General features: G+C 66.6%; 12 protein-coding genes. 3 read left to right on the forward strand and 9 right to left on the reverse strand.

Features of this window, described 5'->3' with window-relative positions:
* The 4 genes from ACWDX9_RS38805 to ACWDX9_RS38820 form a co-directional block, all read right to left on the reverse strand.
* The coding region (locus ACWDX9_RS38805; RefSeq protein ID WP_449963348.1) for an NAD(P)/FAD-dependent oxidoreductase at positions 1 to 796 on the reverse strand (796 nt) is incomplete at its 3' end.
* An 82-nt stretch (positions 797 to 878) separates the two neighbouring features.
* Positions 879 to 1,211 (reverse strand): GNAT family N-acetyltransferase, encoded by a 333-nt coding sequence (locus ACWDX9_RS38810; RefSeq protein ID WP_449963351.1) that lies wholly within the window; start codon positions 1,209 to 1,211, stop codon positions 879 to 881.
* Positions 1,211 to 1,612 (reverse strand): hypothetical protein, encoded by a 402-nt coding sequence (locus ACWDX9_RS38815; protein ID WP_449963354.1) that lies wholly within the window; start codon positions 1,610 to 1,612, stop codon positions 1,211 to 1,213. The genes ACWDX9_RS38810 and ACWDX9_RS38815 overlap by 1 nt, the downstream gene beginning before the upstream one ends.
* 135 nt (positions 1,613 to 1,747) lie before the next feature.
* Positions 1,748 to 1,882: a hypothetical protein gene (locus ACWDX9_RS38820; RefSeq protein WP_449963357.1), complete on the reverse strand. Its 135-nt coding sequence runs from the start codon at positions 1,880 to 1,882 to the stop codon at positions 1,748 to 1,750.
* Between the two features lie 135 nt (positions 1,883 to 2,017).
* On the opposite strand from ACWDX9_RS38820, the gene ACWDX9_RS38825 reads away from it, so the two are divergent.
* Positions 2,018 to 2,479, forward strand: coding sequence for an NUDIX hydrolase (locus ACWDX9_RS38825; RefSeq protein WP_449963359.1), 462 nt, complete (start codon positions 2,018 to 2,020; stop codon positions 2,477 to 2,479).
* 523 nt (positions 2,480 to 3,002) lie between these two features.
* Here ACWDX9_RS38825 and ACWDX9_RS38830 read toward each other — a convergent pair.
* Both ACWDX9_RS38830 and ACWDX9_RS38835 read right to left on the reverse strand, forming a co-directional pair.
* Entirely contained in the window at positions 3,003 to 3,224 is a 222-nt protein-coding gene (locus tag ACWDX9_RS38830) for a helix-turn-helix domain-containing protein (RefSeq protein ID WP_350733295.1), read from the reverse strand.
* Positions 3,224 to 3,715 (reverse strand): DUF2975 domain-containing protein, encoded by a 492-nt coding sequence (locus ACWDX9_RS38835; RefSeq protein WP_449963363.1) that lies wholly within the window; start codon positions 3,713 to 3,715, stop codon positions 3,224 to 3,226. The genes ACWDX9_RS38830 and ACWDX9_RS38835 overlap by 1 nt, the downstream gene beginning before the upstream one ends.
* 411 nt (positions 3,716 to 4,126) lie before the next feature.
* Here ACWDX9_RS38835 and ACWDX9_RS38840 point away from each other — a divergent pair, with 411 nt between their 5' ends.
* Entirely contained in the window at positions 4,127 to 7,621 is a 3,495-nt protein-coding gene (locus tag ACWDX9_RS38840; protein WP_449963365.1) for a protein kinase domain-containing protein, read from the forward strand.
* Between the two features lie 643 nt (positions 7,622 to 8,264).
* Complete coding sequence (locus ACWDX9_RS38845; protein WP_449963367.1) at positions 8,265 to 9,092, forward strand: hypothetical protein; 828 nt, start codon at positions 8,265 to 8,267, stop codon at positions 9,090 to 9,092.
* A gap of 775 nt (positions 9,093 to 9,867) precedes the next feature.
* On the opposite strand, the gene ACWDX9_RS38850 is transcribed toward ACWDX9_RS38845, so the two are convergent.
* From ACWDX9_RS38850 to ACWDX9_RS38860, 3 genes are all read right to left on the reverse strand, one after another.
* Positions 9,868 to 10,653 (reverse strand): IS3 family transposase, encoded by a 786-nt coding sequence (locus tag ACWDX9_RS38850; RefSeq protein ID WP_449963369.1) that lies wholly within the window; start codon positions 10,651 to 10,653, stop codon positions 9,868 to 9,870.
* Between the two features lie 2 nt (positions 10,654 to 10,655).
* Positions 10,656 to 11,024: a transposase gene (locus tag ACWDX9_RS38855; RefSeq protein WP_449963371.1), complete on the reverse strand. Its 369-nt coding sequence runs from the start codon at positions 11,022 to 11,024 to the stop codon at positions 10,656 to 10,658.
* 695 nt (positions 11,025 to 11,719) lie between these two features.
* A partial coding sequence (locus tag ACWDX9_RS38860) for a HEAT repeat domain-containing protein (RefSeq protein ID WP_449963373.1) occupies positions 11,720 to 12,326 on the reverse strand: 607 nt, incomplete at its 5' end.

Here is a 12,326-nt window from a genome sequence, read left to right on the forward strand (position 1 = left end):
CGCGGCCGCGCCGCGCGGGGGGCCACCCCACCCGCCGCCCCACCCCCCCGACGGGCCCCGGCCCCCCGGGGCGCGCCCCCCGACCGGCGGCCGCCGCCCGGCCGGGCGCGTCCGCGGCGAAAGCGTCCAGCAGGTGACGGACGCCGGTCCGCATCGCACCCGGATATCCCGCGACGCCGACATGCGCGTGCCGACCGTCGTCGATGACCCACCCCAGGTATCCCGGAGCGACCCGAGGGTCCAGCACGCAATGGAACGCCGGGGTGGTCGTCCCCGACGCGACCGGATGGATGATCTCGGCACCGACGAGAAAGCGCCGATTGGCATCGAGGCCGAGATCCCGCGCCACCCGCGAGCGGGCGCCGTCCGCACCGACAATGAACCGAGCCCGCACCGGCTCCGCACCCGCGAACTGCACAAATCCCATCGACGCGCCGACATACCGCGCGCCCAGAACGACCCGCGCCCCGGCCGACTCCGCCGCACGGCGCGCATGCTCGTAGACGGCCGCCATGTCAGCCACGCGGTACTCGTCCCGCTCACTGGTCAGCCGGATCGGCGCCCGCCGCGACGGCGGATACAGCACTACGTCCCTTACACCAGGCCCGAGCAGCTGGTCCGGCAGGTCGAAGTCATCAAGGGTACGACGCACGAAGATCCCGGTCGTACGGATGCCCGCCGACAACGACCTGCGGCGGTCGACCACCATCACATCCAGCTCTCGCAACGCGAGCAGCCGAGCCGTCCGCAGCCCGGCCAGTCCCGCCCCCACGACCAGTACATCCACTGTCCGCATATCCAGCGACGCTAGGGGCCATACCTCGCCCACGGGACCATCTGCACGCGACCCACCCAGTACCTCTACACCGCCACCACACTCACGCCCGTGGATAGCCCCAGACAGGCAGAAGTGATCCCCTCGACGGAGATCCCGGCCTCCTGCGCGGAGCCCTGGAGATTCTCTCCGAGGCGGAGTTGCCCTCGACGAAGGAGGTGTACGCCTCCACAGCATGCAAGTGGACGAACGCAAGCTCCAGCACGGCGGCCCTTGCCTCAGTCCCGTATCCCTTGCCCTGATGCTCCCGAGCGATCCACGAACCGGACCGTCGTGAAGTCGGTCGCCCCAATGTTCTGCATGCCGATCGCCATGCCGTCAAGGCGAATCGCCAGGCGCAGATCCCAGCTCGTCGGCGTTGGGCCTGCCGATACATCAGGCGCGGGACTCGCTGAACCAGCGCCCAGCCGAAGGCAGAAAGAGCAGGACTATGACAGCCCAATCGAGTATGCGATAGCCGAACACCGCCATCCACGTCACCGTGGAGAAGAGAGCCAGGTCGAGGATGTCGGCGCCGATCAACAACAGGTGCACGGCGATGATTGCCCATCGTAAGTACGTTCGGCGACTCGACCATCGGCTCAACAGCCACCCGAGAAGGGCGGTGCTTCCTGCGACGTAGATCAGGGCAATCATGATGCCCCAATGAAAGGTGGCGAAAAAGCCGGCCAGTGTGATCGCCAGGCCCACCAGACCAAAAGCCACTTCCAGCGTAATGATGAACTGAGCCGCTTTGAGAGTGCCCGGCATCCGGTGCGCCTTGACGATGTTCGTCACAGCCCCATTCTGACGGGCAGGGCTACAGAGCGCATAGCCCTGCCCCGTTCGATGGTGCGGGAGGACGGCCGGACGAGACCGGTCCAGAGAGGCCGCAAGCCCGCCCGTACTGCCCGGACGCGCGGAAAGAATCGCTCACCAGTCGCTGATCTCCCAGATGTACCAGGGTCCATCGAAATGGCGGTAGTAGCCGGGTCCGTCGATGTCCGGCTCACCATTCGGACTCCAGGCAAGACCGTAGCTGGTGAGAATCCCCGTGCCCTCGATCATGAAGCCGAATGCGCTGCGGGATCCATCAAGGTACTCGACGGGATACAGGCCGATCCATGGGTCTGTGTGGCGGCCCGAGCTGCTGCCACCCGGGACCAGTGGAACCCCGCTCGGCCGAATCGTATGATCCGCTTCATGCCGATCCCCCGAGCGATTGCCGTGGTCGTCGACGGTACCCAAGTCCTGGTCATCAAACGGTTCCTCCGACGCAGGCCCGGCGTGACCTGCGTCATGTGCGATGCCGGAGGCCGGCGGGGGTCGCAGTGTCCCGGGCACCACTACGCGGTTCTCCCCGGGGGCCATGTGGAGGATGGCGAGTCGCCAGAGAGTGCGGCAGTTCGTGAACTCCACGAAGAGACGACTCTCACCGGAAAGATCGACCGGTTGCTCTTCACCAGCTCACACAATGGCCGGCCCGCCTTCTACTACCTCATGCGCGACGTCAACGGCGTACCGTCGCTCTCCGGCGAGGAGGCCGTGGAGCACGGGCCGGACAACAGCTTTGAGCTCAGATGGGCAACGGTCGCCAAGTTCGAGCAGCTGAACCTGTATCCCGCGGACGTGCGTGAACCGCTCGCGGAGCTGCTGCGCGGTTGACCCTTGCTCCGAGCCAGGCGCGCTCGGAGCGCCGGTTTCTCGGCCGAAGCCACTTGCCGCACCTGGCCATCCAAGTGATCCCGCTGCATGCGTGCCGTGCTCCGTAAACTCCCCGGCCAGGCGGAACGGGAAGGTCATGCGGGCGTTGCACGCGACGCTTCCCGACCGCTACGCCCGTTATGAGGTCCCGGCTTCGACCATCGACCACCACGGCCGGCTCGCCACCCTGGTCGCCGATCCCGCGCAGGGCTTCACCCCTATCCCGCACTTCTCTGCGCCGCGTCCGCCCCACGCTGCGACGCGACGACCGTCATCCACGAGATGCCGCTGACGGATCTCGGCCTGTGGTTCCCGGCGAAGACATCGTGCTGCCCGCTGTGAGCCCGTGGGCATTGACTTGGAGCGCTACCCGGAGCCGGTGCGGTGCAGGTCAACCGGAATTCACCCACGAGGTCGGGACGGTACTGCGGGCGATCGGCGATTCACCTCCATGCGGTCGACGTACCGTGTCAGGCCGGTGGTGTCATACGCCCGCGGCGTCCTCGGCCTCCCAGCGCAGCAGGTCGCCCGGCTGGCACTGGAGCACCTCGCAGAGCGCGGCGAGCGTCGTGAAGCGCACCGCCTTGGCGCGGCCGTTCTTGAGTACCGCCAGGTTGGCGGGCGTGATCCCTACGCGGTCCGCGAGCTCGCCCACGGACATCTTCCGCCTGGCCAGCATCACGTCGATGTCGACGGTGATCGGCATCAGATCACCTCGTCCAACTCGGCCTGCATCTGCGTCGCTTCGACGTCGCGCGCGACGGCCTGGGCGAGCAGCATCCGCAGCACGAACACGATGAGCGCGACCCCCAGGATGGCCACGCCGATCCCGCCCATGATGACGGTGACACCCGGGTCTTCCCGCTGGCCCGGCGCATTGAGGGCCGTGACCGCGAACCACAGGAGGGCGGCCGCCACGATCGCGCCGATCACGGCGTCCACGTACCGGAAGGCGGCGTGGGAGAACACGGTTCCGCGTCGCACCATAGTCACCAGCCGCCACACGCTGACCAGGGCGACCTGGCCCGACACCATGCCCAGGATCGTGATGATGCGCAGCGCGGTCAGCGGGAGCGACCCGTCCTCCGGGTCGCTCCCGCTGACCAACACCCACACCATCGATGCCTGTACGAGCACGGTGCCGGCGAGAACCACCACGAGCACAGCGCGCAGTGCACGCACTGCCAGCTTTCCCATATCCCATCCTTCCATCGAATTGCGATGAGAATCTATCGAATTTCGATAGGTTAAGCAAGGGCTGGGGCGGAGGGTGGGCGGGCGGTTTCGCACCGTGGCGGGACGCCGTCGCCTCCTCCCATGGCATGGCGTTCGCGCGAACCGTCTTGATCTTGGCGACATGCGATCGTGCGTGAGGACGTTGCCGTACAGCTCGGATGTCCACGCGCTGTGGTCCTACTCCCGGCCCTCGCCCCGTGTCCACGATCACCCCTTCCGATCACGGCAGTCGATCACCCCAACCACCTGCGGCGAAGGCGTAGAGCTCGGGGGCGAGCTCCGCGATGCCGAGCCGCTGTGGGTTACGCCGACAAACAGGACAAGGCGGTCGGACGTAACAACTTTGGGCAAAGAATCTTCATCTAACGCGCCGTGGACGCACTGAGCGCGGGGGATCCGCAGCACATCGGGGATTACTGGCTGGCTGGACGCCTTGGCTCGGGCGGCCAGGGAGTCGTGTACGAGGCCTACGACCCCGAGGGACGCAGGGTCGCCATCAAGGTGCTGCACGCGTCGGACAACAACGGCAGCCGCGACCGCTTCGCCAAGGAGGCGGCCGCGGCCGGCAGGGTGGCCTCGTTCTGCACGGCCCGGGTGCTCGCCGCCGACCTGGAGGCGAGCAAGCCGTACATCGTCTCGGAGTACGTCGCGGGACCGAGCCTGCGCAAGGCCGTGATGGAGGGGCGCAAGTTCACCGAGGACGATCTCCACCGGCTGGCGACGGCGATCGCCACCGCGCTGACCGCGATCCACGACGCGGGCGTCATCCACCGCGACCTGAAACCGGACAACGTGCTGCTCGGCCCGGACGGCCCGCGCGTGATCGACTTCGGCATCGCCCGCACCATGGACATGTCGCTGACGAAGACGGGCGAGGTCTCGGGCACGCCCAGCTACATGGCGCCCGAGGTGTTCATCGGGCAGCGCGCCGGGGCGCCCGCCGACGTGTTCACGTGGGGTGCCGTCATCGTGTTCGCCGCCACGGGGCAGGACCCGTTCAAGGCGGACACCCTGGGCGGCATGATGCACCAAGTGCTGTCCTCCGCACCGGATCTGCGGGGGTTGCCGCCGCGGCTGGCCCCGCTGGTGGCGGCGGCGATGGCTAAGGATCCCGCCGCCAGACCCGCGGCACGCGACCTGCTGCTCGCGCTGGTCAGCGGCAACGCCGCCGACACCAAGGGCCTGCTGGCCGCGGGCAGCCGCTCGGCGCAGGGCGTACACGGGCTCGACCAGGGGGATCCCGCGCTGGGGACGATCGCGGAGGACGCCTACACGGCGCTCACGCCAGAGGAGCGCGAGCTGGCCGCCGAGGTGTTCCTGCGGATGGTGACCGTGGACGAGGACGGGTACGAGAGCGGGCGGTGGGCCTCGCGCGAGGAGCTGTACGGCGGACGCCCAGAGCGCGAGGCGGCGGCGGTCGAGCGGATCCTGCGGGCGTTCTCGTACGTGGTGACCACGAAGGACACCTCGGTCTCGCTGTCCAGGCCCGCGCTGCTGAGGGCCTGGCCGCGGTTACGCATGTGGGTCGACGCCGACCGCGACGGCCTGGCCGTACTGGGCCAGATCTCCGCGGCGGCACGGCACTGGTCCGACAACGGCAGGCGGGACGGCGACCTGCTCCAGGGCAGCCGTCTGGAGCAGGTGCTCAGCTGGGCGGCGACCGGCCGCCGTCACGTCACGCTCACCCCCGCCGAGCGGGACTTCCTGCGGGCAGGCACCGAACTGACCAGGAAGCGGACCCGTCGCAGGACGCTGACCACGATCGCGCTGGCCGGGCTGCTGGTCGTGGCCATGGTCGCCGGAGGGCTGGCCGTCTATCAGCGGCAGCAGGCCACCGAACAGCGTGACATCCTCACCGCCAAGCAGGTGGCGACGGAGGCCGACCGGATGCGCACGACCGACCCGGTCAAGGCGATGCTGCTGAGCGTGGCCGCCTGGCGGGTCTCACCGCAGTTGGAGACCCGTTCCAGTCTCATCGCCTCCCTTCAGCAGCAGGAGACGGCGGTCTTCCGCGATCCCCCGGTCAAAGGCCTTGCCCACCGCGCCCTCAGTCATGACGGCCGCACACTTGTCAGCGTCAGCGAAGCCGGCGTGAACGTCTACGACGTCCGTACCGGCAAGCGCACCGGTGGCTGGGCCGGGCTGAGGCTGAAGGACGGGACTCCCCAGGAGCCGGCGCTCAACAAGAGCGGCCGCCTGCTCGCCCTGACCATCGGTTCAGAGCTCGGCGTCTGGGACCTCACCTCGGGCAGGCAACTGGTACGGCGCTCCCTGTCGGAACGCGGCGGGTTCAGCGCGATCTGGGGTGAGCACGAGTCGATCCTCACCGTGATGTATCAGGGCGAAATCGTCTACCTGTTGGACGTGACGACCGGCAAGCAGTTCGGCAAGTCTCCCTACACGGACGGCAGCATGATCCCGTCGCAGCCTCCGCTCGTCGATCCGACAGGCAAGCACCTGCTGATGACGGGTGGGCGCTTCGACGAGCTGGCGCTGCCGGGCTGGACCCCGGAACGGCGCCTGCCGCCCTGCCGAACTCACTCGGACGTGGCGGCTTTCACCCCGGACGGCAAGACCATCGCCTGCGCGAACGCCACGATCGCGCTCGTCGACGCGGCGACCGGTCGTGAACACAAACTGGGCGATGAAGACTGGGCCTGCGACATCTGCACGAAGTCCGGGGCCAAGCTGCGCTTCAGCCAGGACGGCGACTACCTGGCCGCCTTCGCCGAACGCGAGCTGCGCGTGTGGAAGGTCGCCGATCGCAAGCAGATCCTCACCTACCGGGCCGAGGACGAGCTGACCGACCTTCGGTTCGACCCCGACGGCAGGACCCTGCGCTACCTCTACGACAACATGGTCATCAGCCTCGACCTGTCGCCGAGAGCCGGCGCCACCCATGTCCGGAAGGGAGTGGCGAAACTCAGTCCCGGAGGACGGTGGGTGGCGATGGAGGATCCCGATCAGAACCGCCTCGGGCTCTGGGACCTGCGCAGCCGCAAGGAGGTGACGACGTTCCCGCTCGGCGAATTCGGGGCATGGGGATTCGACCGGACCGGCACACGCATGCTCATCGCCGACATCACGAGCGTGCGGCTGATCGACCTCGCGACACGCAAGAAGCTCTGGCAGATCTCCACGCCGCACACGAACACGAACAATCCCGAGCGTGTCGACTTCAGCCAGGACGGCAAGACGATCGCGCTCACGCTCCAGCCATCCTCCCAGGAGGGCAGCTTCCGGCTGCTCGTGCTGGACACCGCCGGTGGGCGCGTCCTGCGCACGTTCAGCTCGCAGATCGACGGCGGGCCGTACACGCCGGACGGACGCCTCGCCTCGACTTTCGGAAGGTTCATCGACCTCACCGCCGGCAGGCCGGTCGACGCGGCTTTCGATGTCGTACGCGGCACCTCGGCAGTGGCCGTCAGCGACCAGGGGCGGCTGGCGTTCAGCGCCGGTCCGGCGGGTCGCATCGCGATGTGGACGGTCCAGGGGCCGGCCCAGATCACGCCGGTCCTACGCGGGACGACGGGTGAGATCGCGGAACTGGCCTTCTCCCAGAAGGGCGATCTGCTCGCCAGCGTGACCACGGACGGCATCCTCCAGGTCTGGGACGTCAACGCCATGCGACGGCTCGGCGGCGCGTTCAACCTGCACGGCTCCCAGATCACCTCGCTCGCCTTCAGCCCGGACGACTCCACCCTCTACGCCGCCGACTGGGGTTCCGTCTACACGATCCCGATCGGTGCCGAGCGGATCGTCGAGGACGTGTGCCGCCGTGCCGGGCACACGCTCTCCCCGGCCGACTGGGCCTCCTTCCTCAAGGACGTGCCCTACCGCGACATCTGCCCGACCAGGCAGCCCTAGTGAGCTGGTGGCACTGGTGCACCTGCCTGGCGATGGAGCACGGTGAGTTCTGCTACTCCGGCAACTCTCACGTCAAGCCGCTCACGCAGATCATCGACGGCTTCCATGGCAGGTCGGCGCGGAAGCCTCCTTCTCCACCGGCTCCCGGGCGGCGGACATGATGGCGGTGTTCCGCCTCACCGACTTCCGCTGACCGGCCGGGACCTGAGCGGCAAGCTGTCCCGAGTTCCGCGCCGCGCCTTGAGCTGCGAGCCGACGAGGGAAACCGAACCCCTGACCTTCTGTTTCAAGGGACTTCGAAACTGTCCACGGGCATCCAGCGCTGCCACGAGTGCCAGCTTGTCCGCAGGGAAGCTCCAGCGACGTGTGATCAAGCCGCTGACCAGGCGCTGATGTGTGCCTACAGGTCTCGTTCCGCCATCGTGAGGCGTGCCGGACAGGGCTTGCCTTCCTGGGATGGCCACCTCTGCCAGCCCAAACCGGAAAATATGAGACCGGACGCAAGGAATATCCCGCCCGCCTTCAGCAAAGGCTATTACCACTTGGGATCCGATCTGCACAGGATTGTTATAAGACATCCCTTATCTCGCCAACACCACTCTCTTACTCTTTTCCCTGCTATATCCCCCAAGCAAGGACCCTGATGAAACTCTTCTTCGCAGGCCTCGTGGCAACGGCCGCGGCCGTGTGCGCGGTCGCCGTACCCGCTCAGGCGGCATCCGTCGCATCCGTGCAGGCCGCTCCGGTGAACCCGGTGAAAGCCCTGAAAGCCCAACTGGTCCCGGGCAAAGGCGTAAAGATCACCGAATCAAGCGGCATCACTCTCGATTTCACCGCCGACGACCAGGCTATGCAGGTTCAGGTGAACACCAACACGGTCGGCACCCTGGCTTTCGGCAAAGGCAACGTAGCGGCCGCCGACCTCCGTGTCCGCATGTCCTCACGCCAGAAAAAGCCCAACCCTCCCTACCGGGTCATCGCTGAGGGCAGAAACGCCTACGTGACCAACGCCGGCATCGCCAAGGCGCTGCCCTCCGGTCTTTCCTGGATCCAGTCGAAGGCCAGTGGACACGACAACGCTCTTCTCAACGTGGGCGTCACGCCGGCAGAACTGCAGTTCATGCTGGACAACGCATCAGAAGTAGCGACCGGCCAATATCAGGGCACCGCCACACTCGCTGAATTCCGGCACGACAAGTCCGCCGGGGAAGGCAAGGTCGAGTTCCACCTGTACTTCGACGAACACAACCTGCTCACCCGCACGGTCGTCGACACGACCACCTACCCGGACGACGACACCACGGCCTATGACCAGATGGCCTTCCACACCGATACCAAGTATTCGGGCTGGGGCACCAAGGTGAAGATCGCCGAACCGGCGGCCGGCAAGGTCATCAGCGAGAAGAAACTCAACGCGAAGACCCGCAAGGCCGTCATAAAGGCCGGCTATCCGGAGAGCGGCCCCTTCTAACCTGCACCAAGAAGGAACCGACGTCGGCGGGCAACGCGTACATCTTTCCCACCTGAGCGGCGTCCCCTTCAGAGGGGCAGGGGACCCAATCAGGAGGCCGCCCCGTGGCCGAGTTGGCCAAGAGCACATTCCTGCGGATCTGGCGAAGGCCCGTGAAACGGCCCCGGAGTGCCGAGAACCACGCCGCACCGCCTGCCTCTCCACGTGACTCAACGCGGGCGTTCCGCCGACAACGCCCTGGAGGTTCTCCACAGGACCTACGAGATACGCCTCATGGAGGCCAAGACGAGATCGCCAACCGGCGAGTCAGCGAGGCCCTGGGCCCCGGAGTGTGGGGCCGCATTGGGGACGATCAGCCGGCATCGCCCGACAGCCACCAGACGCCGAAACATGATCTACAAGCGAAAAGCCCTGGTCATCGCTGAGATGACCAGGGCAAGAATTGAAGCAGGGCGTTCGCCGGCACGTAGAAGCCATCGGGCACGCAGGCGCTACTGGCGACGGTTTACAACGGATCGGAGCAGCTACCAGAGGATGCATGCCAAGCTGGGCAGGTGCTTCACAGACATCGGTCAACATCGAAGGCATCCCGTGCATATGCCGGATCTTGAATACGAGGTCGGGTCGAATCTTGGCTCATAGTCAATCGAGGGCTCGGTACTCTGGCGATGGGTGAGCGAGCTCCGGACGGTCGATCCAGTAGCTGTCGCCGTAGAGTTCCAGCATCGCCCAATGCCATGCCTCATCGTGGAAGACAAGTCCGCGGTACGCCTCGTCACTTGGCTCGTAGGGGTAGCGATCCAGCGCTGCCGCCTCGGCGGCGGTGTACGTACTCGACCTTGATGGTGCTGTTGAGCGCCTCGGCCGCTGCGTTGTCGAGCGCGCAGCCGACCCGCCCCATCGACTGGACCCCGCCCAGACGCCGGCATAGGTCCTGGTAGCGGGCCGCGGTGTACTCCGAGCCGCGATCCGAATGGAAGATCACCCCGTCCACGTCGCCGCCGCGAGTGGCGACGGCCATCTGCAGTGAGGCGCAGGTCAACGCGGCATCGTGATGCTCGGACATGGCGTAGCCGAGCAGCCGTCGGGAGAACAGGTCTTCGACCGTGGCCAGGTAGAGCTTGCCCTCGTCGGTGTCGATCTGCGTCACATCGCCGCACCACAGCACGTCCGGTGCGGGTGCGGTGAACTTCCGGTGGACCAGATCCGGGGCGGCCGGCCGCTTGCCTTGCCTGGTCAGCGACCGCGGCTTGGGTCGTCTTCGGGCGACCAAGCCGAGCTCGGCCATTCGTGCGGCGACGGTGTTCTCCGACACCCGCCAGCCCGCCTCGTGCAGGTCACGAGTGATCCGGGGCGAGCCGTAGGTGCCACCCGACGCCTCGAACACGCGGGTGATCTCCGCGTCCAGGTCGGCACGCCGGCGTTCCCGAGCGGTCGGCATGTCCTGGCCGATGCGGTTCTTCCACTTGTAGAACCAGGACTGCGACACACCTAACGCCCGGCACGAGATGACATGGTCGATGCCGTGCTCGGTCCTCTGGGAGCTGATGAAGGCCGCCACGCTTATCGGCCCATCGCCTCTTTGACCCACAAGACCACGGAGCGCTTGAGCACGTCACGCTCGTCTTCCAGCTCGGCGCGTTCCTTCTCCCACACCGCTTTCTCATCGGCGTGCTGCTTGACCAGCTCGGCCTTCTCCCGCCGCAGCCGGGCCAGTTCCTCCCGCTCGGACTCCTCCAGCGTTCCACTCCCGTCGCCGTCGCCGTTGTACTGCTTGGCGAGCCGATCCATCTGCACCCAATTGTGCAGCGTGTACGGGCTGATCCCCAGATCCCGCGCCACCTGAGCCACGGGCTTGCCGGTCTTCTTCACGATACGCACTGCCCCAGTCCGGAACTCCGGATCAAAGCGCCGCCGCGTAATGGCTGCCACGACCAAACCTCTCCCCGTTCGGTCTCCACGCTATGAGGGGAAGCGCACCGGCGGCTTCGTCACGCGGCGGCACTCGTCCTTGGTGTATCGAGTCGGTGTACTTGTTTGACGCTAGTCAGTTGCTAGCGGAGCTCCGTGCACGCGGAGTAAGGATCGGGACTGCCCCTAGTGTCCGAGCCGCGCAGTGGACAGCAGCTGAGATTTACCCGGGCGCAGATAACCCGCTACTTCCGGCGACCTCGGAGCAAGCGGAGTTGCTGCGACTTTTCGCCCTTCGATACCCCCACGTCGTCGCCAAGGAACCGCACATGCCAGGGGGCAGGCGTTGCTGCTTGCGCACGGCAGTCAACCTCTCGCAGCTCGCTGTCTGTGATAGGCCCACTCATGTCTCCACTCAAGCATCCGGGCCAATGACCGGCGAACCCCAGAGCGACCCCTCGTAGCTTTGGGTGATCTCCGATGCTCTCCGCGGCCACCTGCGAAAACCTGTCGAGCGGGAGAGCCTGACCAGGCGTTACTGTTGCGGCTGGCTCTCATCGTTTCGCGCTGTTCTCGGCCATCCCACGGAACAGTGACGGAACAGGGCAGGAGGTTGCTCATGGCAATCCCAAAGAAGGGTTGTCAATCTCGCTAACCTACGGTCTGAAAAAAGCGGGTGACAGTTTCCCGTCAGAGCGTTGGCAGCGAACGCCGATTTAGGCCTTGGGCTGATCAAGACTGCCTTCTGTGATCGCCTTAACGGCCGCGCTGCGGACATCTTCGTGTCTGTCCTCGACGCCGCGCTCGCGAAGCCAGGCAAAAGTCTCCGGGTCATCACGCCAGCCCGAGGCGATCACCTCAACGGCCGCGCGCCGGACATCTTCGTGCCCGTCCTCGACGCCGCGCTCGCGAAGCCAGGCAAAAGTCTCCGGGTCATCAGGCCAACCCTCAGCGATCACCTCAACGGCCGCGCTACGGACATCCTCGTCTGTGTCCTCGGTAGCACGCTCGCGAAGCCAGGCAAAAGTCTCCGGGTCATCACGCCCGCCCCGGTCGACGGCCCTAACAGCTGCACGGCGGATGATCCAGTGTTCGTCCCGGACGGCGCGGTCGCGAAGCCAGGCGAAAGTCTCCGGGTCATCAGGCCAGCCCGAGGCGATCACCTCAACGGCCGCGCTGCGGACACCCTCGTGCCCGTCCTCGACGCCGCGCTCGCGAAGCCAGGCAAAAGTCTCCGGGTCATCAGGCCAGCCCGAGGCGATCACCTCAACGGCCGCGCTGCGGACACCCTCGTGCCCGTCCTCGACGCCGCGCTCGCGAAGC

This window comes from Nonomuraea sp. NPDC003201 (assembly GCF_053590415.1).

Coding starts and splice junctions, on each gene's coding strand:
- ACWDX9_RS38810 (WP_449963351.1), bottom strand. CDS start 1,211: ATGTATCGGCAGGCCCAACGCCGACGAGCTGGGATCTGCGCCTGGCGA.
- ACWDX9_RS38820 (WP_449963357.1), bottom strand. CDS start 1,882: ATGATCGAGGGCACGGGGATTCTCACCAGCTACGGTCTTGCCTGGAGT.
- ACWDX9_RS38825 (WP_449963359.1), top strand. CDS start 2,018: ATGCCGATCCCCCGAGCGATTGCCGTGGTCGTCGACGGTACCCAAGTC.
- ACWDX9_RS38830 (WP_350733295.1), bottom strand. CDS start 3,224: ATGCCGATCACCGTCGACATCGACGTGATGCTGGCCAGGCGGAAGATG.
- ACWDX9_RS38835 (WP_449963363.1), bottom strand. CDS start 3,715: ATGGGAAAGCTGGCAGTGCGTGCACTGCGCGCTGTGCTCGTGGTGGTT.
- ACWDX9_RS38845 (WP_449963367.1), top strand. CDS start 8,265: ATGAAACTCTTCTTCGCAGGCCTCGTGGCAACGGCCGCGGCCGTGTGC.